Below are 25491 nucleotides of genomic sequence, written 5' to 3'. Positions count from 1 at the left end.
CGGCTTTTCATTGTGCAAAGGTTCTACCCCGATGATCGTCAGATCCAAACCCAACCTGATCAGCGTGCTGATTTCCCTCAAGGGGTCGATTGCCAAGCGCATCGCCCTGCGCAGCCTACTGGTGACCCTGCTGGCCTCGGCCATCGTGCTGATCGAGACCTTGCACCCGGCGTATTTCTCCAAGGTCAATGCCACCCCGTTCACCTTGCTCGGCCTGTCGCTGTCGATCTTCATGAGCTTTCGCAACAACGCCTGCTACGACCGCTGGTACGAAGCGCGCAAGGCCCTGGGCACGGTGGTGACCGAGGTGCGCTCGATGATCCGCGAAACCCAGGTGCTTGAAGACACCCGGGCGCGCAGCGCGATCCTGCGTGACCTGTGCGGTTTCGCCCATGCCCTCAAGGCCCGGCTGCGCCGCGAAGATGAACTGAGCGCTGCCGAAACCTGGCTCAGCCAATTGCCGCCGGCAAGCACCAGCAACCTGCCGGACAGCCTGCTGCGCCAGATTGCGCGCCAGTGTTCGGACCAGGCCCAGGCGGGGCGGCTCAGCGAATGGCGCTACCTGCTGCTGGCCAATCAACTGGCGGCCATCACCGGCGCGCAATCCACCTGCGAGCGGATCAAGGCCACGCCGCTGCCGTTTCCCTACACGTTGCTGCTGCACCGCACCAGCTACATGTTCTGCATCCTCCTGCCCTTTGCCATGGCCGAGCCCCTGGGCTGGCTGACGCCGATTTTCACCGCCATCGTCAGCTACACCTTCTTCGGCCTGGACGCCATAGGCGACGAGCTGGAAGACCCCTTCGGCCACGACGAGAACGACCTGCCGCTGAGCGCCATCGTGCGCAACATCGAGCGCGAGATTCTCGAAGCCCTGGGGGCCACCGAACTGCCGCCGGCGCTGGAGCCGGTGGACTATGTCCTGAGCTGATCCACTGTTGTTATCCGAGGTTGCACATGAATGAACTCACTCACCTGGACGACCAGGGCCGGGCCAGCATGGTGGATGTCACCTGCAAGGCCGCTACCGAGCGCGAGGCCCAGGCTCGGACCTGGGTACGCATGCTCCCGGCCACCCTGCAACTGATCCAGGACCAGGGGCATCCCAAGGGCGATGTGTTCGCCGTGGCGCGCATCGCCGGAATCATGGCGGCAAAGAAGACCCACGAACTGATCCCCCTGTGCCACCCGTTGCTGCTCACCGGGATCCACATCGAACTGCAGGCACTGCCGCCGGACCGGGTGCAGATCACCAGTTGCTGCCGGCTCAACGGCGCCACCGGGGTCGAGCTGGAAGCCATGACCGCCGCCAGCGTGGCGGCGCTGACGATCTATGACATGTGCAAGGCGGTGGACCGCGCCATGGTCATCGAAGGGCTGCACCTGCTGAAGAAGCAGGGCGGCAAGTCCGGCACCTTTATCGCAGGAGAGGCCCGATGATTCTGGTCAACTACTTTGCCCGCTACCGTGAGCAACTGGGCTGCGGTGGCGAAAAACTGTCCCTGGATGCCAGCCTGCGCACCGTCGAGGACCTGCGCCAGCGGCTGATGGCCCGGGGTGAAACCTGGGCGCAGGTGCTGGGGGAGAACAGCCTGATGTGCGCGCTGAACCAGGAACTGTGCAAGCTCGATGCGGCCATCGAGGACTTCGATGAAATCGCCTTCTTTCCGCAAGTGACCGGGGGCTGAGCATGAGCATCCAGGTGCAGACCCAGGCGTTGAGCCTCGACCAGTTGAATGCCGGCTTGCAGGCCGGCGACGCCAGCATCGGCGGCGTGGTGACCTTTGTCGGTTATGTGCGCGATCTCAACCTGGGGGAGGCGGTGCACAGCCTGTTTCTTGAACACTACCCGGGCATGACCGAGCGCTCGCTGCAGCGCATCGTGGAGCAGGCCCAGGCGCGCTGGCCGCTGAACCGGGTGAGCCTGGTGCACCGGGTGGGGTTGCTGCAGGTGGGTGAGCCCATCGTCTTTGTCGGGGTGGCCAGCGCCCATCGCCAAGCGGCCTTCGAGGCTTGCGCCTTCATCATGGATTACCTCAAGACCCGCGCCCCGTTCTGGAAGCGCGAAGTCACTCCGGCCGGCGAACGCTGGATCGACGGCCGCGAGAGCGACCGGCAGGCGGCCGAACGTTGGGGTGTGGAACGTTGAGCTTATGCCGCTGACAGAGGCTTGAGGGAAGGGGCTAACCACGCCGGATGCCTGTCATCCGGCGTGGTGCATTTACACCGGGCTGTAGATTCGTGGGGCGTTGCGGTGGGGGACGTGGATCAGGTTCAGGCGATGCTTGTTGGCCCATTGCACGGTGAGTGCGGTCGGCGCCGAGAGGCTGACCAGGGTGCCGAGGCGGGCGCGCACGGCCTTGTGGATCAGTTCCAGGCTGCAACGGCTGGTGACCACGGTAAAGCCCTGGCTGCCATCGATCCCGGCCTGCAGCAGCGCGCCAATCAGCTTGTCCAGGGCGTTGTGGCGGCCGATGTCTTCCTGGCACAGGCGCACCTCGCCCTGTTCGTCGAAGTACAGCGCCGCGTGCAGGGCGCCGCTGCTGCGGGCCATGTGCTGGGCCTGTTCGATGCGCTCGCGCAGGCCCTGCAGGTGTTCGGCAGGTGGCAGGGCTGCGGGTTCGAGGATCTGCAGTTGCGGCAGCGCCTGTTCCAGGGCCTCCACTCCGCACAGGCCACAGCCGCTGGTGCCGGCCATTTGCCGGCGATGGTCCTTGAGGGCCCAGAACGCCCGGCTGGAAATTTCCACGTCGGCCTGGCAGGCCTGGGGGAAGTGGCTGAGGCGGATGTCGTAGATTTCGCCGAGGTCATTGACGATGTCGTTGGTGATGCTGAAGCCGCGAATGAAGTCTTCCAGGTTGCCCGGAGACACCATCATCACCGCCTGGCTCAGGCCGTTGTAGGTGATCGCCAGGGCGATCTCGGCGGCCAGCGGCGCCTCGGCCATCGGGCCGTCGGCGCTGTACTCGCGATAGGCCACCCGCTGCGGCGCCGGCGCCGGCGCATTGGCCTCGGGTTGTTGCTCCGTTTGTTCGATCCGGCAAACCATGACCACACCTCGTTGCATTCGATTCGCCCAGGGCCATGGGCGGCCCTGGGGCATTGATTCACTCTTTGATCGCAAACAGCTTCTTGGCTTCGGCGAAGCACTTTTCGGCAATCGCCGAGCGCGGCTCGGTCTTGCGCATCACCAGCCCCAGTGGCGCCAGCACGCTGGCATCCGGCAGTTGGATAAAAGCCAGGTTCTCGATGGGCGAATCCAGGCCACTGTCCAGGGGCATGATCGAGCAGCAGAAGCCTTCGTGGATCGCCTGGAACAGCTGGTAGGTGGAGTCGCTTTCCAGGATCGGCTGCGGGTTCAGCCCGCGGCTGCGAAAGCTCAGGTCGATGGACTTGCGATAGTGCATGCCGGTGCTGAGCATGCCCAGCGGCAGTTCGGCGGCGTCCTCCCAGCTCATCTCGGTGCCTTCGAAATGAAAGTGCCGGGTGTCGTAGAGCAGGCCGACCCGGGTCTCGCCGATCTCGAAGAAGTCCAGGTAGTTGGGGTTGACGTGGTCCAGGTAGCAGACCCCCAGGTCCAGCTGGTTGTTGCCGATGTCCTCGATGATCCGGTCGGAGCTCATGGACGACAGGCTGAACTGCAGTTCCGGGAAGCTCGACGATAGCTGTTGCACGTAGCTGATGGGGTTGAAGCCGCTCAGCGGTACCAGCCCCAGGCGCAGCTTGCCCACCAGTTGCCCGCGGCAGGCGGCGGCTTCGGCGAACAGCCCGTCATGGGCTGCCAGCAGGGTCTTGGCCCAGGCCAGCACCCGCTCGCCGGCTTCGGTGAAGCCTTCGAAGCGCTGGCCACGGGTGACCAGGATCAGGTCCAGTTCATCCTCAAGATTGCGCAGGCGCATGGACAGGGTCGGCTGGGTGATATGGCAGCGCGCGGCGGCCTGGCCAAAGTGCCGGGTCTGCTCCAGGGCGATCAGAAACTTGAGTTGCTTGATGTCCACGGTGGCACCTGTTGTGGGAAAAGTCGGGTTCAGTAATAACGCAGGTGTTGCGCCCATGAAAAGGCCTGGGGCCTTGCCCGGTTGCGCCCTTGGGCACCTCCGGCGGTGTTCAGGCCAGGGGCTTGGGGCCTGCTTCAGACAGTAGTTCAGGGGTATTGAAGTTGCTCAGCCGCGGATCGTCCGCGGCGCAGGGCAGGGGCCTCAGCCCATGGGCGGCCAGGGCCCGCAGCAGGCTGCGCTCGCCGTTGTCCCAGGCCTGGCGCAGGTCGCCCAGCAGCGCCGTGGGGATCAGGCTGAACATGGGTTGCCATTGCCCGGCCTGCTGCACCATCACCGGCCTGGTGTCGTTGCCGCGGGCATCCAGCAGGGCCTGGATCAGCGCCGCGTCGATCTGCGGCGCATCGCAGGCCAGCACCAGCAACCAGGGGTGGCGGGCCGTCGCGAGGCCGGCCAGGACTCCGGCCAGGGGGCCGGGGAAATCCTTCTGCCCATCCTCCACCAAGCGGTCGGCATAGGCCCGGTAGCGCTCGGCGTTGCGGTTGCAGGAAATGATCAGGTCATCGCTCAAGGGCCGCACCACCGCCTGCACATGGGCAATCAGCGGCTGGCCGCGCCAGGCCACCAGGCCCTTGTCCTGGCCGCCCATGCGCGAGCCGCGGCCACCGGCCAGCAGCAGGATCGAGCAGGGCAGGGAACAGGCGGGGGCGGGCTGGGTCGGGGTCATGGCGGGACGCATATCAAGTAGGTGGCGCAAACGATGGCATTGTCCTTCGGGTACGTCCAATCGGAAGTGTTGAATGGCCGATTGACGGGCTTTATCGGCCCCCTGGCAGGGCCCGGCAGGATGATAGAGCGCATCGATAATCCGGTCAGCCAGAACGATTAGACAGCCGCGTCGGCGGGCCTTTAGCCTGGGTTCATGATTTTTAGCCTGCCGGTCGGAGAATGACATGAGCGTGAAGTCGGATGCGTTGTTTGTACCCTTGAACATTGCCGTGCTGACGGTCAGCGATACCCGGGAATATGCCACTGACACCTCCGGGCAACTGCTGGTCAGCCGCCTGCTGGAGGCCGGCCACAGCCTGGCCGAGCGCAACCTGCTCAAGGATGACCTGTACAAGATCCGCGCCCAGGTGGCGGCCTGGATCGCCGACGAGCGCATCCAGGTGGTGCTGATCACCGGTGGCACCGGCTTTACCGGCCGCGACAGCACCCCGGAAGCCGTGGGCTGCCTGCTGGACAAGCACATCGACGGTTTCGGCGAGCTGTTTCGCGCCATCTCGATTCTCGATATCGGCACCTCCACGGTGCAGAGCCGGGCCCTGGCCGGGCTGGCCAACGGTACCCTGGTGTGCTGCCTGCCGGGCTCCACCGGGGCCTGCCGCACCGCCTGGGAAGGCATCCTCGCCGAGCAGCTGGATGCCCGCCACCGGCCATGCAATTTCGTGCCGCACCTCAAACCGGTGCAGGCCTGCGAGAGCCGGGGATGAGCCAGAACCCACTGATGCCGGTGGAAGAGGCACTGGCCAGCCTGCTGGCCATGGCCGACGCCCAGCGCCTGCCGGAGAGCGAAACCCTGGCCGTGGATCAGGCCCGGCAACGGGTGCTGGCCACCGACCTGGTGGCGACCCTGGACCTGCCGCCCTGGCCCAACAGTGCCATGGACGGCTACGCCCTGAACCTGCAGCACTGGGACGGTGCACCGTTGCCGGTAGCGCAGACCGTGTTCGCCGGGCAGCCCGGTGCGCCCCTGCAACCGGGCAGCTGTGCGCGGATCTTCACCGGCGCCCCGGTGCCCGAAGGTGCCGACTGCGTCGAGATGCAAGAGAACGTCGAGCTGCTGGAAGACGGCCGGGTGCGTTTTACCCAGGCCCTGAAAACGGGGCAGAACATTCGCCCCCAGGGCCAGGAGAACCGCGCCGGCGAGGTGTTGCTGCAGGCCGGCAAGCGCCTCGGCCCCTTCGAGCTGGCGGTGGCCGCCGCCCAGGGCTGCACCGAGTTGCAGGTGGTGCGCCGCCCGCGCGTGGCGCTGCTGTCCACCGGCGATGAATTGCTGGAGCCGGGCACGCCCATGCGCCCCGGCTGCATCTACAACAGCAACCGCACCCTGCTCAGGCACTGGCTGGACGCCCTGGGCTGCGAGGTGATCGACGCCGGGATCCTGCCCGACCGGCCGCAGCACACCCGCCTCAGGCTGGAGCAGTTGCAGCATGGCGCGGACCTGATCCTGACCACCGGCGGCGTTTCCGCCGGGGATGCCGACTGCCTCGGGCAGGTGCTCAGGGACAGTGGCCGGCCGCTGTTCTGGAAACTCGCCATCAAGCCCGGCAAGCCCCTGACCGTGGGTTACTTCGGACAGGTGCCGGTGATCGGCCTGCCGGGCAACCCGGCCTCGGCACTGGTGACCTTCGGCCTGTTGGCCCGGGCCTACCTGCTGCGGCTGCAGGGGGTACAGGAGGTGGCGCCGCTGAGCGTCGAGGTGCCTGTGGCCTTCGCTTGGCCCAAGGCCGGCAAGCGCCGCGAGTACCTGCGAGCGCGCCTGGAGAACGGCCGCGCCGTGCTTTATCCGAACCAGAGTTCCGGGGTGTTGCTGGGGGCTTCCTGGGCCGATGGCCTGGTGGAAATCGTCGAGGGCCGGACCTTGCAGGCAGGGGATCGGGCGCCCTTCATTCCTTTCAGCGAGCTGTTCTAGATCTTCCAGTGCCGGGCGCTCTTGGCCAGGCGCTGGTGCATCTCGCCGAGGGTCGCGGCCAGTTGCCGGGTCAGCAGCCGGTAACCATCCAGGGCCGAATACACCGGGGCCTCCAGAGCGTTTTCGGGGTGGCCTTCCACGGATTTCTCCAGGCGCTGGGTGACCCCCGATTGCAGGGCCCGGGCCATGCCGATCAGTTGGACGCGGATCTGCCGGTGCTCTGCCTTGAGCGCCAGTTGCATCTGCGCCATGGCCTGCGGGTCGCTAGCATCGGGGCGGGTGTTGCCGAGGATCTCCAGGGTGCTGATGCACATGCGCAGGTTGCGCTGGATGGCGTCCAGCTCGGTCATGGAAATCCGTACTTCCTTGGACACCGAAGGCATCAGCGAACGCAGTTGCAGCATGGCGCTGTTGACCCGGCCCAGGAGCTTGAGGTGCTCGTCGTCGGTCACCGACTGGCCCTTGATGATCCGCCCGTACAACTGCGCGCAGTCGCGCAGGGCGCTGGCCAGGTTGTAGCGCCAGGAGTACACCGCGTACAGCGGGATGGCGAAGGAAAACGCCAGGGCCAGGGCGATGCCGATGAGGATGTCCACGGCGCGCCACAGGCCGTCGCTGATCTGGTTGTCGCCGTGGCCGGCAACGATGAACACGGTGATCGCCGCCAGCAGCGCGGTGTAGCCGCCCTTGCCGATGGCGTGGTAGGAGAAGTAGCCGCAGACTGCCGACATCGCCAGGTAGGTGACCCAGGGGTGGCCGAAATACGCCTGCTGCACCACCAGCACCAGGCCGACCCCGGCGCCCACCAGGGTGCCGATGGCCCGCTCAGTGGCTTTCTTGCCGATGTTGCCGTGGTGCTGCAGGCCGCCGATCACCACCAGCATGGTCACCGAGGCCCATTCGCCATGGGGCAGGTTGAGCCCGGTGGTCAGGAGGATGGTGGCGATCAGGCCCAGGGCGACGCGCACGGCATGGATCAGCCGGGCGTGGCGGTAGCGCCGGTAGGGGTCGAGCACGGGGCGCAGCAGGCGCCGCAGCCAGGGCGGCAGGTGGAGGTTGCGCAGGGGTTTGAACAGGTCCAGGTCGGGTCCTCCGGTTGGCCTTGGGGCAACTGGCAGCCGCGGGTCGCGCGGCTGCCGGGGTGCTGTGGCATGTGCCTTAGAAAATGTAGTCGGTGGTCAAGAAGCTCGACTCGCGATTGCGGATGATGTCACTGATCAGCGCTTTGTTGCGCTCCTGGAACTTGGTCGCCACCAGGGTGCGGATCGAGAAGGTGCGCAGCGCGTCATGTACCGACAGCGTGCCTTCGGCGGAGTTCTTGCGGCCGTTGAAGGGGAAGGTGTCCGGACCGCGCTGGCACTGGGCGTTGATATTGATCCGCCCGACCTGATTGGCAAAGCAGTCCACCAGCCGGCCGATCTGCGCCGGATCGCTGCCGAACAGGCTCAACTGCTGGCCGAAGTCCGAATCCAGGACATAGTCGATCACCGTGTCCAGGTCGCGGTAGGGCACGATGGGCACCACCGGGCCGAACTGCTCTTCGTGGTAGACGCGCATCTGCGGGTTCACCGGGTACAGCACCGCCGGGTAGAAGAACGAAGCCCGAGCCTCGCCGCCGTGGGCGTTCACCACCTTGGCGCCGTGGGCCTGGGCGTCGGCCACCAGGGCATGCAGGTAGTCGACCTTGGTGTTCTCCGGCAGCGGCGTCAGGGCCACCCCCGGCTCCCAGGGCATGCCCGGCTTGAGGGCCTGCAGCTTGGCGTTGAACTGCTGGATAAAGCGCTCGGCCACGCTTTCATGGACGAACAGGATCTTCAGCGCCGTGCAGCGCTGGCCGTTGAACGACAGCGAGCCGGTGAGGGCCTCGCTGACCGCGTTGTCCAGGTCGGCGTCGGGCAGCACGATCCCCGGGTTCTTCGCGTCCAGGCCCAGGGCCGCGCGCAGGCGGTGCGGCTTGGGGTGGAGTTTCTTCAGGTCGCTGGCGGCCTTGTTGGTGCCGATGAAGGCGAAGATGTCGATCTTGCCGCTGGCCATCAGCGCGCTGACGGTCTCGCGGCCGCTGCCGTAGATGACGTTGATCACCCCGGCCGGGAAGCTGTCGCGGAAGGCTTCGAGCAACGGCCGGATCAGCAGCACGCCGAGCTTGGCCGGCTTGAACACCACGGTGTTGCCCATGATCAGCGCCGGGATCAGGGTGGTGAAGGTCTCGTTCAGCGGGTAGTTGTAGGGGCCCATGCACAGGGCCACCCCCAGGGGTACGCGGCGGATCTGGCCGAGGGTGTCCTGTTCCAGTTCGAAGCGGCTGGAGCGCCGGTCCAGCTCCTTCAGCGCGCCGATGGTGTCGACGATGTAGTCGCAGGTGCGGTCGAATTCCTTTTCCGAGTCCTTGAGGTTCTTGCCGATCTCCCACATCAGCAGCTTGACCACCGCCGTGCGCTGCTCGCGCATGCGCGCCAGGAAGGCTTCCACGTGCTGGATGCGTTCGGCCACGCGCATGGTTGGCCAGGCACCCTGGCCACGGTCGTAGGCGCGCACCGCGGCGTCCAGGGCGGTGAGGGCAGTGTCGGCGTCCAGCAGCGGGGTGCTGCCGAGGATCACTTGCTGGTCGCCGTCGGCGGTGTCCAGGTAGATCGGGCTGCGGACCTGGGCCAGGGGGCCGTTCCAGGTGCGCAGTTCGCCGTCCACCAGGTAGTCGCGCTGCTGCACCGGGTCGGGCAGGCGATAGGCTTCGGGAATCTGGGCAGCGGCGGGAAACAGGTTGTCGAGCAGCGTGGCTGTGGTCATGACTCTACCCCGTGTTGGAAATGGCTCCGGCGCGGATGACAGGTGGCGACATCGCTCCAGGGTTTATACGCCTGAATGGCCCGGCGCTTTAGTGGTTTTTGCGTCTGGCGCCAGGGCGCGAGGGGCCCGGATCAGCCCTGGCGGGGGATCGGAGCGCGGTGGCTGGCGGTTTGAGATTAAACGTTTCAGCCGCTGCCCAGCAACTGCCGGATCAAGGTCGGGGTGCTGCCGGTCCAGCGCTTGAACGAGCGACGGAAATTGGCCGGGTCATTGAAGTTCAGGTAGTCGGCCACCGCCTCGTTGCTCCAGCCCTTGATCTGGTACAGGTACAGGGCCACGTGCTTGCGCACCCGATCCACCTGTTGCTGGTAGCCGCTGTGGTGCTTGCTCAGCTTGCGCTTGAGGGTCGCCGGGCTCATGCCGAAGGCCTGGGCCGTCTGCTCCAGGCTGGGCGGCTGGCGCACCTGGTCGTGCAGGTAGTCATACAGGACGTCGAGAAAGCTGCTGTCGAACCCCAGCTGCTGCAGCTGCTCGCCGGCCTCCAGGCGTGCCACCTGGCCGGCGGTGGCCGAGGCGTTGGGCCAGGGCTGGGTCAGGCAGGCACGGGGGATGCGCATCAGGTCCAGGGGGCGCTGGAACTGGCTGTGTTCCCCCAGGTGCACCCAGTACTGTTCCACATAGCGCGGTTCGGCATGGCTGAACCCGCATTCCCAGGGCAGGCGCTGGCCGCTGAGCCACTGACTGGTGGCCACCAGCGCGGTCATGCTCGCCTCCAGCACAAAGCGCCAGTGCTCGCCGGCGCCGCAGCTGTCCAGCCAGTAGCAATAGGCGAAGTGTTCGTCCAGCAGCAGTCGCGGGCTGGCCAGGGGGCTGAGCAGGGCCTGCTGCTGGATCAGGCTGTCCAGGGCCTGGTGCAGGTTCTGCGCGTGACGCAGGGCGTGGCTGGCGGCGCCGTAGTGGCCGGGCAGCAGGCGCTGGCCGAACAGGAAGCTGCTGTCATCGGCATCCAGCAGGCGCCGGCTGTTGCCGATCAGGGTCAGGAACTGTTGCGGGCTGAGGCGGGTCTGGCCGGCGAGGATGTCCTCGTGGAACAGCCCGGTGCCGCGCAGCAGGCGATGGCTGTCGATGTCCCGGGACAGCGCCAGGTCGATCAGCGCCGCCGGTTGATAGTGCCCGGGGATAAAGCGCGTGTCGGCTTCGTACCAACTGGTCTTCACGGTCATGACGGCGCCTCAGGCGGTTTTCGCCAGGGGTTGCTTGGCCCGGGCCAGGGCTAGGTTGAGGCGCTTGAGCAGCCCCTCCGGGGTTTCCTCCAGGGCCATCACCACCGCAGTGCTGGCCGCCAAGTGCAGGCGCTCGCCGTGTTGCCGGGTCTTGTGTGCCAGGCCCTGCACCGCCTGTTGCAGTTCCAGGGCCAGCAACCGTGCCTGGCTTTCCCCGGTGTTGGGCAGCAGCACCACGAAGCGGTCGCCGGCCAGCCGGCACAGCAGGTCCTGGCGCCGCAGGTTGAGCAGCAGCACATGGCTCAGGGCCTGCAGCACCGCATCGCCTTCGGCATGGCCGTAGTCCTGGTTGATCGCCGCGAAGTGGTCCAGGTCCAGGGCCAGCAGCGACAGCGGCTGCTGCTGGCGGCGGCTGTCTTGCAGGCTGCTGGCCAGCTCGCGCTTGAGGTAGTCGGCGCCGGCCAGGGGCGTGAGCTTGTCGAACTGGCGATGCTCGCGAAACAGTCGCTCCTTCTTTTCCATCTGCGCGCTGATGGCCAGCTGTTCGCGGTGCCAGTGGTAGATGCCGATGGTCAGCAGGATCATGCCGATGGGCATCGGCCCGGACTCCAGCCAGTGGTCCCAGGTGATGCTGTCGGGCAGGCGGATGAACTCGTCGAGGCTGTCGATCCACCAGGAAAAGAAAATGCAGCTCAGGCCCAGGGCCAGGTAGTTGGTGACCCGCCCGGCGGGTCGGCTCTTGAGCACCAGACCGAGCCAGACCAGGGCCAGGAGCGCCGAGCCGCCTTCGCCGATGATGTCCAGCCACTGCCACTCGCTGACCGATTTCAGGCTGCCGCAGGCCAGGTGCAGCAGCAGCCCGGCATTGGCCGCCAGCAACAGCGCGGCGAGTTTCTAGCGGTGGGGTTTGAGCACGGAGAACATGGCCGCGATCCTTTTTGCCAGGAGTGAGAGGTCGCCAGCACAGCAGATGTTTGTGACAGTGGGGTGACGCCGGGGAAACCCGGCGTGAGGTCGAATCAGCTCACGGCGAATGCGTTTTTTCGGCCCGCAGGAGCCGGCTTGCCGGCGAAGGGGCCGGCAAGACCTGCGCCCGACGGGGATGGCTTTCGCGGGCAAGCCCGCTCCTACGGGGCGGCGGGTGCACCACGGATCTGTAGGAGCCGGCTTGCCGGCGAAGGGGCCCGCAAGACCTGCGCCCGACGGGGGATGGCTTGCGCGGACAAGCCCGCTTCCACAGGGGTCAATTCAGCTCATTTGCCGGGGCGAAAGCCGGGCAATGGGGCGTTTTGGCCCGTTGTCGCCCAGGCCTGTCACAGAACCGTCATTCGCCGACCCTAGCGTGCCCTCCCAGTTGCCGGGCCTCTTGCCCGGCGTTAGCGGACTCTTGGGGGAGGACCATCATGTACAAGCGCAGCAGTCCCGGGCTTGTCAGCTTTACCTTGACCGCGCTGGCCATGGCCATCGCCAGTGAACGCTTGAGCGCTGCGGAACCTGCGGCCACCGAGCATGTGGAAGTGGTGGGCCAGGCCGCCAGCATCGACCAGGCGCTCAAGGAGCAGCGGCGCTCGGACAGCATCGAAAGCGTGGTGCACGCCGACGGCGTGGCCCAATTGCCGGACCAGAACGTCGCCGAGGCGGCGCAGCGCCTGCCGGGCATCAGCATCGAGCGCGACCAGGGCGAAGGGCGCTTTGTCAGCGTTCGCGGCCTGGGCCCGGACCTCAACAGCGTGACCATCAACGGCACCCTGGTGCCCTCGCCGGAAAGCGCCCGCCGAGCCGTGGCCCTGGATGTGCTGCCCTCGGAGCTGGTGCAGTCGCTGTCGGTGATCAAGACCCTGACCCCGGACATGGACGCCAACTCCCTGGGCGGCACCGTGGACGTGAAAAGCCTCTCGGCCTTCGACCACAAGGGCCTGTTCTACAGCGGCAGCAGCGAGGCCAGCTACGACCAGAACACCCACCAGACCAGCCCGAAATTCTCCGGCGCGGCGAGCAACCGCTTCAGCCTCGGCGACGGCGTCGACAACTTCGGCGTGGCCGCGGCCCTGAGCTGGCAGAAGCGCGATTTCGGCTCCGACAACGTCGAGACCGGTGGCGCCTGGGACTTCGAGCAAGGCGCCAAGCTGCAGGAGTTCGAGCAGCGCGACTACGCCATCAGCCGCGAGCGGGCCGGCGGCGGCCTGAACTTCGACTACAAGCCCGACGACAGCAGCAGCTACTACCTGCGCACCCTCTACAGCCGCTACAAGGACAGCGAGACGCGCAACTCCACCAGCATCGAGTTCGCCGACCCGCTGGCGGCCGGGGAGCGCGGCGACGCCGAGGCCAAGCGCAAGCTCAAGCAGCGCGAGGAAACCCAGGAGATCCAGTCCTACGTGTTCGGCGGCGAGCGCCAGTTGGGCCTGTGGACCCTCAGCGGCCAGACCGGCTACAGCCGCTCCAGCGAAGACAGCCCGGCGCATATCGCCGGGGCCACCTTCAAGGGCAACAGCGATTTTTCCGACAGCGGCTTCTACGACAACGGCAAGCCGCGCCCGGTGATCGGCGCCGGCTTCTATGACCCGGCCAACTTCACCCTGGACAAGGTCGACTGGGAAAAGCAGAACACCACCGACACCGAGAAAAACCTGCGCCTGGACCTGGCCCGGGACTATGACCTGAGTGGCTACGCCGCGCAGTTCAAGTTCGGCGGCAAGCTCAGCCGACGCAACAAGGACAACGACCTGGAAGCCTGGGTCTACAAGGACTTCGACACCCTGGGCTTTACCGACCAGCAGCTCAACCTCGGGCAGTTCCAGAAGGGCAATGTGGACTATTCCCTTGGCCGCTTCGGCCCGGGCATCAGTGGCGGCGCCATCAAGCAACTGATCGGCGGCCTGAATCAGGCGGCGTTCTACGACGAGGAAGAATCCCGGGTCAACGACTTCAAGATTCGCGAAGACATCAACGCCGGCTACTTCATGAACACCCTGGACATCGACGACTGGCGCTTCATCGCCGGCCTGCGCTACGAGGGTACCGAGTTCGAGGCGAAGGGCACCGGGGTCACCGACGGCGCCTTCACCGCCACCGACACCCAACGCCGCTACCAGCACTGGCTGCCGGGGCTGCACGCACGCTACCAGCTGGACAAGAACACCCAGGTCCGCGCGGCCTGGACCAAGAGCGTGGTGCGCCCGACCTTCGGCCAACTGGCCCCGGGCTTTGTCATCGACGGCGACGAGGCGACCTTCGGCAACCCCGACCTCAAGCCCCTGGAGTCGAGCAACCTGGACCTGGGCATCGAGCACTACATGGGCCGCGCCGGCAGCGTCTCGGCCTTCGTGTTCTACAAGGACATCCAGAACTTCGTCTACAACACCGACCTGGCCGGCACCGGCGCCTGGAGCGGGTTCTCCGAGGCGCACACTTTCGCCAACGGCGACAGCGCCAAGCTGTACGGCCTGGAACTGGCCTATTCGCAGAAATTCGACTGGCTGCCGGCGCCGTGGAACGGCCTGCTGCTGGGCGCCAACAGCACCTTCAGCCGCTCCAGTGCGAGCATCGAGGGCTTCGACCAGAAGGCCGGGGTCAACCGCAAGCGCGACATCGACCTGCCCAACCAGTCGGACACCGTGGGCAACCTGATGCTCGGTTGGGAAGACGACAAGCTCAGCCTGCGCCTGTCGGCCAACTACAAATCGGCCTACCTCTATGAGCTGGCCTCCATCAGCGACAAGGCCCACGACCTGCATGTGGATGCCCAGACCTTCGTCGATTTCAGTGCCAAGTACTCCCTGACCAAGAACCTGCAACTGAGCTTCGAGGCGCAGAACCTCACCGACCAGCCGTACTTCGTCTACACCGGCAACCGCTCCTACAACGCCCAGTACGAGGAATACGGCCCGACCTACAAGCTCGGCCTGACCTTCACCCATTTCTAAGTAGCGGGCCCTTGCCCGACCGCACACCCAAGGATTGTGATGAGCACTGTATCGACCGCAAGAAACCGCCTGCTGGCCCTGTGCATTGGCTTGACCTGTGGCGCCGCCCTGGCTGCCCCCAGCGTGCCCGGCCTGAACCTCAAGCCCTGGGCCGAGCAGACCCCGGGCGTTACTGGCCTGGGTTTCGTGCCCGCCGGCACAGGCGCCGACCGGCTGCTGGCCAGCGAGCGCGAAGGCCTGTTGCTGGTGGACGAACAGGGCCGGCAACTGGCCCGCTTCAAGGGCTCGTTCAACGGCCTGGACAGCCGCGCCGCCGGTGGCCAACTGCTGGTGGCCAGCCTCGACAACCAGCGCCAGCAGGCACTGCTGGTGAGCCTCGACCCGGCCAGCCGCACCTGGGGCCAGCCGCTGTACCTGCCCACTCGGGACTACCCGGTCAACGGCCTGTGCCTGTACCGCGACGAGGCCAGCAACCTGTTCCTGTTCCTGGTGGGCGAGGAGGGCAAGGGCGAGCAGTGGCTGGTGGGCCACGGCGCGCAACTGAGCGCCGAGCCGCAGCGGGTACGTGGCCTGCCCCTGCCGCCGGAGGCCAAGTTCTGCCAGGTGGACGATGCCGCCCAGCAACTGCTGGTCAATGAACAGAATGTCGGCTGGTGGGCCTACCCGGCCCATGCCGAAGCCGACACCGCGCGCCAGCCGGTGGCCCTGCGCGCGCCCTTTGGCGACATCAGGAAAAGCGCCGGGGCCATGGCCCTGGTGCCGGGCGGGGTGCTGGGCCTGGACCCGAAGGCCGCGCAACTGCATCTCTATCAGCAGCAGGAAAAAGGCTGGGTGGCCCAGGCCACGTTGCCCCTGGCCGGCCTCAAGGAACCGGAAAACATCGCCCTGCGCGCCAGCGACAAAGGCCTGCAGGTCTTGCTGCGCGATGACGAGGACGGGCGCCTGTACCAGGGCCAGTTGAACTGGCAGGCCACCCCGGTGGCCCTGCCGCCGGTATTGCCCACCGTACAGGCGGCGGCACAGAGCGAGCCGGTGGGGCGCCAGGGCGATGCCGCCGATGACCCGGCGATCTGGGTCCACCCGCAGCAGCCCTCCCTGAGCCGGGTGCTGGGCACTAACAAGAAACAGGGCCTGCTGGCCTACGACCTGCAGGGCAAGCTGTTGCAGGAGCTGGCAGTGGGGCGCCTGAACAACGTCGACGTGCGGCCCAACTTCCAGCTCGGCGAGCGCCGTGTGGACCTGGCCGTGGCCAGTAACCGCGACCGCAACAGCCTCAGCCTGTTCGCCATCGACCGCGCCAGCGGCGAGCTGAGCGAGGCCGGGGAGGTGCCCACGCCGCTCAAGGAAATCTACGGCATCTGCCTGTTCCAGCCGGCCAGTGGCGAGATCTACGCCATTGCCAACGACAAGGACGGCACCTTCGTCCAGTACCGCCTGAGCGCCCCCGGCGGTACCGCCCAGGGCGAGCTGGTGCGCCGGTTCAAGGTGGCCAGCCAGCCCGAGGGCTGTGTCGCCGATGACCAGCGCCAGCGCCTGTTCCTCGGTGAAGAGGACGTTGGCGTGTGGGCGGTGGATGCCCGGCCCGAGCAGCCGGCGACCCTGCACAGCGTGATCAAGGTCGGCGGCCTGTTGCAGGCCGATGTCGAGGGCCTGGCCCTGTACCAGAGCAACGCCCGGGACTACCTGGTGATTTCCAGCCAGGGTAACGACAGCTACCTGGTGCTGGATGCCGAACCGCCGTTCGCTTCCCATGGCGCCTTCCGGGTCAGCCTGAATGCCCGGGCGGGGATCGACGGCGCCTCGGAAACCGATGGCCTGGAAGTCACCTCGGCCAACCTCGGCGGGCCCTGGAGCCAGGGCCTGCTGGTGGTCCAGGACGGGCGCAAGCGCATGCCCGAGCAGACCCAGAACTTCAAGTTCGTGCCCTGGGCCGAGGTCACCCAGGCCTTGAAGCTGCCCTGAGCCGGCGGTCATCACCTTGTCATTTGAATGTCATCGAATAGCCCCGCCAGCCCAGGCGGGCACCCGAGAAGGAGTTCCACCATGCAGGCCACACTCGAACACATGAGCATCTGGGGGCTGATCAGCGATGCCAGCCTGTTGGTCAAGGCGGTGATGCTGACCTTGCTCCTGGCGTCCTTGCTCAGCTGGTACCTGATCATCCAGCGTGGCGCCGTGCTGCGCGGTCGTGAGCAGCGCTTCCAGGCTTTCATCCAGCGTTTTCGCGCCGCCCCCGAGCTGCTGCCGCTGTACCGCGAAGTGGCCAAGGGAAGCGACGCCGAAGGCGGCGTGGAGCCGATCTTTGCCGCCGGCTACCAGGAGTTCAGCCACCTGCGCGGCCAGCCCGGCGGTGCCGGAGAAGGGGTGCTGGAGGGTGTGGAACGGGCCTTGTACGTGGCCATCAGCGAGCAGGAAACCCGCCTGGAAAAGGGCCTGCAGTTTCTCGCCACGGTGGGCTCGGTAAGCCCCTATATCGGCCTGTTCGGCACCGTGTGGGGGATCATGAATTCCTTCCTCGGCCTGTCCCAGGTGCAGCAGGCGACCCTTTCCACCGTGGCCCCGGGCATTGCCGAGGCGCTGATCGCCACCGCCATCGGCCTGTTCGCGGCCATTCCCGCGGTGATTGCCTACAACCGCTTTTCGGCCCGCAGCCAGACCCTGCTGACCCGCTACTACGCCTTTGGCAATGAACTGCAAGTACGCCTGCATCGCACCTTGCAGGGCACCCCGAGCCACCTGGCCGTGGCCGCCTGAGAGAAGGAGCAAGCCGATGTTGACCCGGCCGCAACGCAAGCACGGACCCAAGGCGGAAATGAACGTGGTGCCCTACATCGACGTGATGCTGGTGCTGCTGGTGATCTTCATGGTCACCGCGCCGATGCTCACCCAGGGGGTGAAGATCGAATTGCCCAAGGTCGCCAGCGAAGCCCTGGCCACCGACAGCCGCCAGCAGATCCTCACCCTGTCGGTGCAGGCCGGTGGCGGCTACTACTGGAACCTGGGCAGCGAACTCGATACCCGCCACCAGACCGATAGCGCCGTGGACCTTGAGCAGATGCGCGCCAAGGTGGCCCAGGTGATTGCCCAGCGCGGCGACACCCAGGTGTATATCCGCGCCGACCAGGACGCCGCTTATTCCAGCGTGGTGGCGGCCATGGCGGCGTTGCAGCAGGGCGGGGTGCACAACCTGGGGCTGGTGACCGAGGCCCCGCAATGACGGCGATGATCATGCACAGCCCGATAGCCCTGCCCATGGGCTCCGCAACTGCCGGCTTCTGGCGCAACAGCCTGGCGGCCAGCCTGGCCCTGGCCCTGCACGCCGGAGTGCTGGTGGCGCTGGTGCTGGGCTGGTCGGTGGACAAGCCGCAGGTCGAGACGCCCCCGGTACTGGCCACCCAATTGGTGATGCTGGCGCCGCGTGCCGCCCCCGCGGAACCGCTGCCGGCGGTGGCCGAGGTGGCGCCACCGTCAACGCCACCGCCCGCGGCTGCGCCGGAGCCGGCCAGGCCCCGGGTTGACCCCCAGGTACAGGCGCAGAAGCTGGAGCAGGCGGCCCTGGCGCGCAAGCGTGTGGAAGACAAGAAACGTGAGCAGGTGCAGGAGCAGCAGCGCGAGCGCCTGGAGGCCGAGCAGCGCCAGCGCGATACCGAGCAACGTGTGGCCCAGGAACAAGCGCAGGCCCAGCGTGCCGAACAGTCGCGGCTGGCTGCCGAGCGCACGCGCCAGCAGGCGGCCCAGGCGGCCGACAGTCGCCAGTACCAGCCCCTGAGCAAGGAGGCCCCGGACTACCCGCAACGGGCCCTGGACAAGAACCTGGAAGGCGACTGCACCGTGGAGTACAGCGTCAACCCTCAGGGACGGGTGGAGAACCCCAAGGTCATCGACGGTTGCCACCCCCTGTTCATGCGCCCGTCCCTGGCAGCGGTGGCGACCTTCCGTTATCAGCCGCGGCTGATCGACGGCCAGGCGGTAACGGTGCCGGCGGTGCGCAACACCTTCCACTACCGGATCAAGTAAGGCGCGGGGCAGGCATGGGCCCGTTGCCATGCAGGCAGCTTCTGGCTGACCGTGCGCGCCCTGGCTGGCCGAGCCTGTCCCCTTGGCTGGCCGCCAATGCCCTCAACCCCGGGGCGAGGGTGTCTTAGTGTGGCCGGGTGTGGTCCGCCGCTGTCGCCGGGGCGGGCCCCTTGCCCTGGCCGCACTGAGGACCGCCGATGCCCACTGTCACTCCCGCCTGTTCGCGCCCGTTGCGGCGCCACTCTTGGCTACCGATTCGTAGCGCCCTGGGCCTGGCCCTGGGTCTGCTGCTGAGCGCCTGCGGCGAGGCTGAACCGCCTGCTGCCGTGCGCCTCGACGCTGTGCGCCAGAGCCCGGCCGACCCGGCCCTGGCCCAGGTCTACGCCAGCAGCTGCCAGCTGTGCCACGCCAACCCGGCCTCCGGCGCGCCCCAGGCCGGCGATGCCAAGGCCTGGGCGCCGCGCCTGGCCCAGGGCGCCGACACCCTGCTGGACCACAGCATCAACGGCTACCAGGGCATGCCGCCCATGGGCCAGTGCATGCAGTGCAGCGAAGAGCAGTTCCTGGCCCTGATCAGCTTCATGTCCGGCCATTCATTCCAATAAAAAGCACAGGTTCCCCCTTCATGGTCATGCACCTTTCCCGACGCCGGCTGCTGCAAGGGGCCGGCGCCCTCGGCGCGTTCAGCGCGCTGTGCAGCAACCCGCTGCTGGCCGAACTGGCCCGCGCCCCGCGGCTGATTCCCTGGCGCAACTGGTCCGGCGCGCAAAGCTGCCTGCCCCAGGCGCGGCTGGCGCCCAAGGACCTGGATGAACTGCGCCAGGTGGTCCGCCAGGCCCCGGGCAAGATCCGCCCGGTGGGTGCCGGGCACTCCTTCAGCGCCCTGGTGCCCACCGACGGCACCTTGCTGTCCCTGGCCTATTTCAACGGCCTGCTGGACCACGACCCCCAGACCCTGCAGACCGAATTCGCCGCCGGCACGCCCATGTCGCTGATGGGCCCGGCGCTCAAGGAGGTGGGGCAGGCGCTGTGGAACATGGCGGATATCGACTACCAGACCCTGGCCGGGGCGATTGCCACTTCCACCCACGGCACCGGGGTCGGCTTCGGTTCCTATTCGTCCCGGGTCTGCGGGCTGCAACTGGTGACCGCCAGCGGCGAAGTGCTGGACTGCGACCTCCGGCGCAACGCCGAGGTGTTCCATGCCGCCCGGGTGTCCCTCGGCGCGCTGGGGGTGGCGACCCGGGTGCGCCTGCAGAACCGCGAGGCCTATCGCCTGCGGGAAAAACAGTGGATCGGCAAGACCGAGGAACTGCTGGAGGACATGGACAACCTGACCCGCGACAACCAGCACTGGGAAATGCTCGTGGTCACCCACTCCGACTACGCCCTGGCGGTGGCCCTGAACGAAACCACGGAGCCGCCGACCCCACCCACCGATCCGGCCGAGGAGGGCGGCAACGAGTTCGTCAACCTGATCGAAAACCTCGACAAGTACGTCAGCGACTTCCCCGAGACCCGCCGCCACCTGCTCAACAGCCTGCGCTGGCTGGCGCGCTTCGATGAGCGGGTGGGGGATTCCTACCAGATCTACGCCAACGTGCGCAGCGTGCGCTTCAACGAAATGGAGTACTCGGTGCCGGCGCACCTGGGGCCGGCGTGCCTGCGGGAAATCCTCGCGCTGATCCGCGACAAGGACCTGCGCACCTGGTTTCCCATCGAGTACCGCTACGTCAAGGCCGACGACATTCCCCTGAGCATGTTCGAAGATCGCGACAGCTGTTCGATCTCGGTGCACCAGCACTACAGCATGGACCACCACAACTTCTTCGCCGCGGTGGAGCCGATCTTCTGGAAGTACCAGGGACGCCCACACTGGGGCAAGCACCACAGCCTCAATGCCCGCACCCTGCAGGGGCTGTACCCGCAATGGTCGGCCTTCGCCAAGGTGCGTCAGGCGCTGGACCCGCAAGGCAAATTCATCAACGCCCACCTGGCCTCGGTGCTGGGTGTGGCGTGAACAGGAGATGCGCACAATGAACCGTCGTCATTTCATGGCCGGCACCCTGGGGGCCGGAGTCTTGCTGGCCGGTGTCGGCGCCTGGCTGCGGCCCGGCGACCGGGGCCTGCCCTACAGCCCGTACTTCGCCGAGCTCAATCGCGAGCTCAAGGCCCACGGGCCGATGCAACCGGTGATGCTGATCGACCTGGATCGCCTGGACCACAACATCGATGTGGTCATGCAGTCGGTGCAGCGCGGCGGCAAGCACCTGCGCCTGGTGGAAAAATCCCTGCCGTCGCCGGGGCTTCTGGCCTACATCGCCCAGCGCGCCGGTACCCGGCGCCTGATGTCCTTCCACCAGCCGTTTCTCAACCACGACGCCGAGGTATTTGCCGACGCCGATATCCTCTTGGGCAAGCCCCTGCCGATCCGCGCCGTCGAGCTGTTCTACCAGCAGCTCAAGGGGCCGTTCGACCCGCGCCGGCAACTGCAATGGCTGCTCGATACCCCCGAACGCCTGCAGCAGTACCTGGCGCTGGCCCAGGGCCTGGGCACGCGGATGCGCATCAACATCGAACTGGATGTGGGGCTGCACCGTGGCGGCGTGGCGGACCATGCCGTGCTCGGGCAGATGCTGGCGCTGATCAGCGCCCACCCCCGGCACCTGGAGTTTGCCGGGTTCATGGGCTACGACCCTTTTGTCGACATGGGCGTGCCGGGGATTCTGGGCTCGCCGCAAAGCCTGTTCGACCAGGTCATGGCGCTCTACAACGGTTTTGTCGACTTCACCCGCCAGCAGTACCCGGCGCTGTGGCACGCCGGCCTGACCCTCAATACCGCCGGCAGCCCCAGCTACCGTCGGCACGAGCAGGAATCCCTGAGCAGCGAAGTGTCGGTGGGCACCGCACTGCTCAAGCCCAGCCACTACGACCTGGCGTCCCTGGAGCAGCATGTGCCGGCCGCGTTTATCGCCACCCCGGTGCTCAAGAGTACCGGGCCGGTGCGGATCCCGGCCCTGGACGACAAGTCGCGGCTGTTCTCCTGGTGGGACCGCAACCAGCGCCAGACCTTCTTCATCTATGGCGGCCACTGGCTGGCGGATTTCGAATCGCCGGCGGGTCTGCAGAGCAACGAGCTGTTCGGTCGCAGCTCCAACCAGGAGATGGTCAACGGCTCCCGCGCCGTGGGTTTGCAAGTGGACGACCAGGTCTTCCTGCGCCCGCAGCAGAGCGAAGCGGTACTGCTGCAGTTTGGCGACCTGCTGGCCCTGCGCGGCGGGCGCATCGTCGAACGCTGGCCGGTGTACTGATCCCACGTATAGCCCTGTAGCCGCTGCCGAGCCCCGGCGAGGCTGCGCAAAGGCCCGCAAGGCCTTGCCTGGCGATCTCCCGCCGAGCCCGCAGCGGCTTCAAGGCTGCTGCGGGTTTCACAGGGCAAAGGGAATGGTCAGCTTGGCCCAGAGCATGTCGCCCTCGGGGCGGTTTTCCACGTCGAACTCCTTGGCCCAGCGGATCTCGGCGCTGGCGTACTTGAGAAAGCGCAGGTGTAGCGCCGGGCCGATGGCGAACACTTGCCCGCGTACCCCGTCACTCACGTCCTCGCCCATGAAGGTCACGGTCTTGCCGTTCTGTTTATCGTCGGTGGTCTGCTTCAGGTAGTAGCCGTTGAGCCCCAGGCTCAGTTCGTCGGTCAGGCGGTAGCTGGCCGAATAGTCCAAGTGCAAGATCTGCCCGGAACGGTAGTGGGTGGCGTGGTTCTCCTGGTTGAAGCTGTAGGTGCTCTTGAACGACAGCTCGGTGCGTTCGCTGGGCAGCCAGGTCATGGAGAACAGCGGCTTGTAGGTGGTGAAGTTGTTGCTGGTGTTGGCCAGCCGGTCGGCATCGTACTGCCCGGTGGGCAGGGTCACTTCCACGGCCGCGCCCAGGGTCAGGTCCGGGCCCATGTCCCACAGGATGATCGGCGCGAAGGTGGTATCGCCCATGCTTTCGCGGCGGTCGCTCTGGCCGTACAGCGACACCTGCTGGCGCAGGTAGGGCTGGGCCACGTAGCCCCCCAGGCGCCCGCCCAGGACCCGCAGCGGGCTCAGGTAGTCCAGGCGCGGGATGATCGCGTCGGAGGTGATCCTGACCTCCTGGACCTTGCCGCCAAAGGAGCTGATGTCGAGCTTCCTGGCCTGGTAATGGTTGTAGTAGAGGTTGAAGGCGAACATGTGCTCCGGGAGCTGGTCGGGGCTCAGGGGCAGCACGTAGAAGCCGTCGGTGCCGGGGCCGATATTGTCGACCCCGGATTCGGTGGCCTGGGCATTCAGGCTGGCGCAGGCGGCCAGGGCCACGCCCAGGTGCAGGGAGCGAGTGAGGCGGGTCGGGTGCATGGTTGGGCTCATTCTTATTGTTAGTGGGGGCGCGGCGGCAGGCACGCCGCCCGCCCCATAGAAATAAGCCCTGGGCCGGGCGCGGGGCAGGGTATTGGCGGACAGGGAGGGGGACTTTGTCGGACACTTTGCAATGCTTTGTTACATTCCCCCGTAAAACCCCAGGCAACGGGATATGCTTGAACCGCCGGTGAAGCCTTGGCACCGGTGCCTGACCGACAATAAAAACAGCCGCTCAAGCGGCCCGGAAGCTCACTCCCATGCAGATCAAAGCCGCCGATGCCCACGACCAGCTGGCCCTGGTTTCACCCTTCCTGCTGCAGACCCTGGCGGATGTCGCCGAAGCCAAGGGCGTCAGCGCCGAGCGCCTGTGTCGCGGCCTGGGCTTTACCCTGGACGACCTGCAGGACCCGACCCTGCGCATCTCCTATCGCCAGGCGGTGGCGATGATCGAACGTGCCCTGGCGGCATTGCCGCAGCAGGGCCTGGGGCTCTGGGTCGGCAGCCGCAATGTGCTGGGCACCCTGGGCCTGCTGGGGCATGCGTTGTCGTTGTGCCGGACCCTGGGCGACGCCTTCGAGCTGGGCATCCGCCATCAGCACACCTCCGGCACCATCGTCAGCGCCGATGTCGGGCGCCAGGGCGAAGAGTTCTTTGTCGAGCTGCAATGCCGCCTGCCCTACGGTGAGGTGCAGATCTTTGCCGCGGAAGAGTTCTTCGCCAGCCTGCTGATCTATGGCCGGGCCCTGGTCAGCGCGGATTTCCAGGCCCTGCGGGTGGAGTTCATGCACGCCGCGCCGGCCTATGCCGAGCTCTATACCCGGTTGCTGGGCCCCCATGTGCAGTTCGGCTGCCTGCAGGCGCGTATGGTGATCGAGGCCCGCTGGTTGCAGGCGCCGCTGCCCAACCATCATCCGGTGGCCCTGCGCCAGGCGCTCAAGCTGCTGGAACTGGAAAGCGCCCAGGTGCACCAGAAGATGGACCTGATCCAGGCGGTGGAGCGCGCCCTGAGCCGGGACCTGCGGGCCGGCAGCCATATCGAGCAGGTGGCGGGGGATTTGAACATGAGCGGGCGCACCCTGCGCCGGCGCCTGACCGAACACGGCCTGACCTTCGAGGCGCTGCTGGAACGGGTGCGCCAGGCGCGAACCCTGAACCTCTTGGGCAACCCGGAGCTGTCCATCGAACGCATCACCGAAGAGGTCGGCTACAGCGACGTGCGCAGCTTCCGCCGGGCCTTCAAGCGCTGGACCGGGCTGAGCCCCAGCGCCTTTCGCGAAGAGGCGGCGCTGCATTGAAGGCCGCCCTGTAGCCGCTACCGAGCCCGCGAGGCTGCGCAAAGGCCCGCAGGGCCTTGCTTGGCGATCTCCCGTCGAACCTTGAGCGGCCTCAAGATCCCCGCGTCTGCTGCGTCGGAATGCCGCCCATGCCGTTCTCAGCCTGCGGCAGCGGCTACACAACCCCGGCCCGGCCTTTTCACCACGGCTTTGCAACGTCGCCGCGCAAGCGGCGACAAGCCTTGCCCGTTTCGACGCTGACGCCGGCAGCCCATGGCGGTAAACTCCTGCGCCTTCATTCAGGAGTTCCCATGAGTTACTACCAGCCCGGCATCCTCGCTGCACCCGTTCCGTCCCAGGCCCGCCACCTGTTCTTTGCCCTTGAGTCCATCGAGGCGTTGCCCCAGGCCCTCGACCAGTTGCTGGCACGGGTGGATGGCGCAACGGCGGTGGCAGGTTTTGGCGCGTCGCTGGTCAAGGCCCTGGGCGCGCGAGTGCAGGGGCTCAAGGCGTTCCCGGCGCTGACTGGCGTGGGCGTGGACAACCCTTCGACCCAGCACGCGCTGTGGGTCTGGCTGCACGGTGATGATCGCGGCGAGCTGCTGCACCGCAGCAACGAGCTGGCGGCCGCCCTGGCCCCGGCCTTGCGCCTGGTCGGCATGAACGAGACCTTCCGCCACAAGACCGGCCATGACCTCACCGGTTATGAAGACGGCACCGAAAACCCTCAGGACGAAGCCGCCGTGGCCGCCGCACTGGCCGAGGGCGAAGACGGCCTGCGCGGTGGCAGCTTTGCCGCGATCCAGCAGTGGCAGCACGACTTCCAGGGGTTTGCCGCGATGCACCAGCAAGCGCGCGACCACATCATGGGCCGGCGCCTGAGCGACAACGAAGAACTGGACGACGCGCCGGTCTCGGCCCACGTCAAGCGCACTGCCCAGGAAAGCTTCGCCCCGGAAGCCTTTCTCGTGCGCCGCTCGATGCCGTGGATCGAAGGTGACAAGGGTGGCCTGATGTTCCTTGCCTTCGGCCACACCCTGAACGCCTTCGAAGCCCAACTGCGGCGCATGAGCGGCCTGGAAGACGGCATCACCGACGGCCTGTACCGCATGAGCCGGCCGATCACCGGGGGCTACTACTGGTGCCCGCCGCTGCACAACGGCCAGCTCGACCTGCGCGCGCTGCAAGCGTCGAAATGAAC

Annotated in this window: 24 protein-coding genes; 16 read left to right on the top strand and 8 right to left on the bottom strand. The window is 66.8% G+C overall.

Going from position 1 to position 25491, the window contains the following annotated elements; genetic code table 11:
* The first annotated feature begins 31 nt into the window (after positions 1-31).
* Genes ABCR88_RS20685 through moaE form a run of 4 tightly spaced genes read left to right on the top strand, consistent with a single transcriptional unit; the run spans position 32 to position 2149 of the window.
* Positions 32-931: a bestrophin family protein gene (locus tag ABCR88_RS20685; protein WP_011062003.1), complete on the top strand. Its 900-nt coding sequence runs from the start codon at positions 32-34 to the stop codon at positions 929-931.
* Positions 932-957: 26 nt separating this feature from the next.
* A complete protein-coding gene (moaC, locus tag ABCR88_RS20680) occupies positions 958-1440 on the top strand; it encodes a cyclic pyranopterin monophosphate synthase MoaC (protein ID WP_041118958.1) in 483 nt (160 codons plus the stop codon).
* Positions 1437-1688, top strand: a complete 252-nt coding sequence (gene moaD / locus ABCR88_RS20675; RefSeq protein WP_015636139.1) for a molybdopterin converting factor subunit 1 — start codon at positions 1437-1439, stop codon at positions 1686-1688. The genes moaC and moaD overlap by 4 nt, the downstream gene beginning before the upstream one ends.
* A gap of 2 nt (positions 1689-1690) precedes the next feature.
* On the top strand, positions 1691-2149 hold the full coding sequence (gene moaE / locus ABCR88_RS20670; RefSeq protein WP_041118957.1) for a molybdopterin synthase catalytic subunit MoaE: 459 nt from the start codon (positions 1691-1693) through the stop codon (positions 2147-2149).
* Positions 2150-2221: 72 nt separating this feature from the next.
* Here the strand turns inward: moaE and fdhD are convergent, their stop codons facing one another.
* The 3 genes from fdhD to mobA all read right to left on the bottom strand — a co-directional run bounded on the left by fdhD (position 2222) and on the right by mobA (position 4722).
* Positions 2222-3049 carry a formate dehydrogenase accessory sulfurtransferase FdhD gene (fdhD, locus tag ABCR88_RS20665; protein WP_041118956.1) on the bottom strand — a complete coding sequence of 276 codons (828 nt, stop codon included), beginning with the start codon at positions 3047-3049 and terminating at the stop codon, positions 2222-2224.
* A gap of 58 nt (positions 3050-3107) precedes the next feature.
* Positions 3108-3998, bottom strand: coding sequence for a LysR family transcriptional regulator (locus ABCR88_RS20660; protein ID WP_011061998.1), 891 nt, complete (start codon positions 3996-3998; stop codon positions 3108-3110).
* A 109-nt stretch (positions 3999-4107) separates the two neighbouring features.
* Positions 4108-4722, bottom strand: a complete 615-nt coding sequence (gene mobA / locus ABCR88_RS20655) for a molybdenum cofactor guanylyltransferase MobA (protein ID WP_041118955.1) — start codon at positions 4720-4722, stop codon at positions 4108-4110.
* A 226-nt stretch (positions 4723-4948) separates the two neighbouring features.
* Between mobA and moaB the strand changes: the two genes are divergently transcribed.
* The gene (moaB, locus tag ABCR88_RS20650; protein WP_011061996.1) at positions 4949-5488 is read left to right on the top strand and encodes a molybdenum cofactor biosynthesis protein B; all 540 of its coding nucleotides are present in this window, start codon (positions 4949-4951) and stop codon (positions 5486-5488) included.
* Positions 5485-6690 (top strand): gephyrin-like molybdotransferase Glp, encoded by a 1206-nt coding sequence (gene glp, locus ABCR88_RS20645; protein ID WP_011061995.1) that lies wholly within the window; start codon positions 5485-5487, stop codon positions 6688-6690. The genes moaB and glp overlap by 4 nt, the downstream gene beginning before the upstream one ends.
* Here glp and ABCR88_RS20640 read toward each other — a convergent pair.
* From ABCR88_RS20640 to ABCR88_RS20625, 4 genes are all read right to left on the bottom strand, one after another.
* On the bottom strand, positions 6687-7727 hold the full coding sequence (locus ABCR88_RS20640; RefSeq protein ID WP_350404909.1) for an FUSC family protein: 1041 nt from the start codon (positions 7725-7727) through the stop codon (positions 6687-6689). The two genes, glp and ABCR88_RS20640, sit on opposite strands and share 4 nt — an antisense overlap.
* 121 nt (positions 7728-7848) lie before the next feature.
* A complete protein-coding gene (locus tag ABCR88_RS20635; RefSeq protein ID WP_025126723.1) occupies positions 7849-9474 on the bottom strand; it encodes an NADP-dependent glyceraldehyde-3-phosphate dehydrogenase in 1626 nt (541 codons plus the stop codon).
* A 185-nt stretch (positions 9475-9659) separates the two neighbouring features.
* Entirely contained in the window at positions 9660-10697 is a 1038-nt protein-coding gene (locus ABCR88_RS20630; protein WP_025126724.1) for an AraC family transcriptional regulator, read from the bottom strand.
* Positions 10698-10706: 9 nt separating this feature from the next.
* Complete coding sequence (locus tag ABCR88_RS20625) at positions 10707-11579, bottom strand: GGDEF domain-containing protein (protein ID WP_350404908.1); 873 nt, start codon at positions 11577-11579, stop codon at positions 10707-10709.
* 521 nt (positions 11580-12100) lie between these two features.
* On the opposite strand from ABCR88_RS20625, the gene ABCR88_RS20620 reads away from it, so the two are divergent.
* The 8 genes from ABCR88_RS20620 to ABCR88_RS20585 all read left to right on the top strand — a co-directional run bounded on the left by ABCR88_RS20620 (position 12101) and on the right by ABCR88_RS20585 (position 21951).
* Positions 12101-14623 (top strand): TonB-dependent receptor, encoded by a 2523-nt coding sequence (locus ABCR88_RS20620; protein WP_350403335.1) that lies wholly within the window; start codon positions 12101-12103, stop codon positions 14621-14623.
* Positions 14624-14662: 39 nt separating this feature from the next.
* Positions 14663-16585 carry a phytase gene (locus ABCR88_RS20615; protein ID WP_183000953.1) on the top strand — a complete coding sequence of 641 codons (1923 nt, stop codon included), beginning with the start codon at positions 14663-14665 and terminating at the stop codon, positions 16583-16585.
* Positions 16586-16666: 81 nt separating this feature from the next.
* Positions 16667-17377: a protein TolQ gene (gene tolQ / locus ABCR88_RS20610; protein ID WP_011061988.1), complete on the top strand. Its 711-nt coding sequence runs from the start codon at positions 16667-16669 to the stop codon at positions 17375-17377.
* 16 nt (positions 17378-17393) lie between these two features.
* Complete coding sequence (gene tolR / locus ABCR88_RS20605) at positions 17394-17840, top strand: protein TolR (RefSeq protein WP_041118949.1); 447 nt, start codon at positions 17394-17396, stop codon at positions 17838-17840.
* Positions 17837-18640, top strand: a complete 804-nt coding sequence (locus ABCR88_RS20600; protein WP_041118948.1) for an energy transducer TonB — start codon at positions 17837-17839, stop codon at positions 18638-18640. Before tolR ends, ABCR88_RS20600 begins: the two co-directional genes overlap by 4 nt.
* A gap of 197 nt (positions 18641-18837) precedes the next feature.
* Entirely contained in the window at positions 18838-19245 is a 408-nt protein-coding gene (locus ABCR88_RS20595; RefSeq protein ID WP_041118947.1) for a c-type cytochrome, read from the top strand.
* An 86-nt stretch (positions 19246-19331) separates the two neighbouring features.
* Complete coding sequence (locus tag ABCR88_RS20590; protein WP_350404907.1) at positions 19332-20660, top strand: D-arabinono-1,4-lactone oxidase; 1329 nt, start codon at positions 19332-19334, stop codon at positions 20658-20660.
* Positions 20661-20745: 85 nt separating this feature from the next.
* Positions 20746-21951: a DSD1 family PLP-dependent enzyme gene (locus ABCR88_RS20585; protein ID WP_161467416.1), complete on the top strand. Its 1206-nt coding sequence runs from the start codon at positions 20746-20748 to the stop codon at positions 21949-21951.
* A gap of 117 nt (positions 21952-22068) precedes the next feature.
* Here ABCR88_RS20585 and ABCR88_RS20580 read toward each other — a convergent pair whose 3' ends face one another.
* The gene (locus ABCR88_RS20580) at positions 22069-23013 is read right to left on the bottom strand and encodes a transporter (RefSeq protein ID WP_350403331.1); all 945 of its coding nucleotides are present in this window, start codon (positions 23011-23013) and stop codon (positions 22069-22071) included.
* A 260-nt stretch (positions 23014-23273) separates the two neighbouring features.
* Between ABCR88_RS20580 and ABCR88_RS20575 the strand changes: the two genes are divergently transcribed.
* Together ABCR88_RS20575 and ABCR88_RS20570 are read left to right on the top strand one after the other, a co-directional pair.
* On the top strand, positions 23274-24311 hold the full coding sequence (locus ABCR88_RS20575) for an AraC family transcriptional regulator (protein WP_011061981.1): 1038 nt from the start codon (positions 23274-23276) through the stop codon (positions 24309-24311).
* Positions 24312-24601: 290 nt separating this feature from the next.
* Positions 24602-25489, top strand: a complete 888-nt coding sequence (locus ABCR88_RS20570) for a Dyp-type peroxidase (RefSeq protein WP_350403328.1) — start codon at positions 24602-24604, stop codon at positions 25487-25489.
* Positions 25490-25491 lie beyond the last annotated feature (2 nt).

It is taken from the genome of Pseudomonas sp. W17 (assembly GCF_040268305.1).
Lineage (GTDB): Bacteria > Pseudomonadota > Gammaproteobacteria > Pseudomonadales > Pseudomonadaceae > Aquipseudomonas > Aquipseudomonas protegens.
Note: the sequence above shows the minus strand (reverse complement) of the source record. Positions and strands in the feature narration are given on the sequence as shown.

Coding starts and splice junctions, on each gene's coding strand:
- tolQ (WP_011061988.1), top strand. CDS start 16,667: ATGCAGGCCACACTCGAACACATGAGCATCTGGGGGCTGATCAGCGAT.
- mobA (WP_041118955.1), bottom strand. CDS start 4,722: ATGACCCCGACCCAGCCCGCCCCCGCCTGTTCCCTGCCCTGCTCGATC.
- moaE (WP_041118957.1), top strand. CDS start 1,691: ATGAGCATCCAGGTGCAGACCCAGGCGTTGAGCCTCGACCAGTTGAAT.
- ABCR88_RS20635 (WP_025126723.1), bottom strand. CDS start 9,474: ATGACCACAGCCACGCTGCTCGACAACCTGTTTCCCGCCGCTGCCCAG.
- glp (WP_011061995.1), top strand. CDS start 5,485: ATGAGCCAGAACCCACTGATGCCGGTGGAAGAGGCACTGGCCAGCCTG.
- ABCR88_RS20595 (WP_041118947.1), top strand. CDS start 18,838: ATGCCCACTGTCACTCCCGCCTGTTCGCGCCCGTTGCGGCGCCACTCT.
- ABCR88_RS20685 (WP_011062003.1), top strand. CDS start 32: ATGATCGTCAGATCCAAACCCAACCTGATCAGCGTGCTGATTTCCCTC.
- ABCR88_RS20620 (WP_350403335.1), top strand. CDS start 12,101: ATGTACAAGCGCAGCAGTCCCGGGCTTGTCAGCTTTACCTTGACCGCG.
- ABCR88_RS20570 (WP_350403328.1), top strand. CDS start 24,602: ATGAGTTACTACCAGCCCGGCATCCTCGCTGCACCCGTTCCGTCCCAG.
- moaD (WP_015636139.1), top strand. CDS start 1,437: ATGATTCTGGTCAACTACTTTGCCCGCTACCGTGAGCAACTGGGCTGC.
- ABCR88_RS20580 (WP_350403331.1), bottom strand. CDS start 23,013: ATGCACCCGACCCGCCTCACTCGCTCCCTGCACCTGGGCGTGGCCCTG.
- tolR (WP_041118949.1), top strand. CDS start 17,394: ATGTTGACCCGGCCGCAACGCAAGCACGGACCCAAGGCGGAAATGAAC.
- fdhD (WP_041118956.1), bottom strand. CDS start 3,049: ATGGTTTGCCGGATCGAACAAACGGAGCAACAACCCGAGGCCAATGCG.
- ABCR88_RS20615 (WP_183000953.1), top strand. CDS start 14,663: ATGAGCACTGTATCGACCGCAAGAAACCGCCTGCTGGCCCTGTGCATT.
- ABCR88_RS20630 (WP_025126724.1), bottom strand. CDS start 10,697: ATGACCGTGAAGACCAGTTGGTACGAAGCCGACACGCGCTTTATCCCC.
- moaB (WP_011061996.1), top strand. CDS start 4,949: ATGAGCGTGAAGTCGGATGCGTTGTTTGTACCCTTGAACATTGCCGTG.
- ABCR88_RS20600 (WP_041118948.1), top strand. CDS start 17,837: ATGACGGCGATGATCATGCACAGCCCGATAGCCCTGCCCATGGGCTCC.
- moaC (WP_041118958.1), top strand. CDS start 958: ATGAATGAACTCACTCACCTGGACGACCAGGGCCGGGCCAGCATGGTG.
- ABCR88_RS20575 (WP_011061981.1), top strand. CDS start 23,274: ATGCAGATCAAAGCCGCCGATGCCCACGACCAGCTGGCCCTGGTTTCA.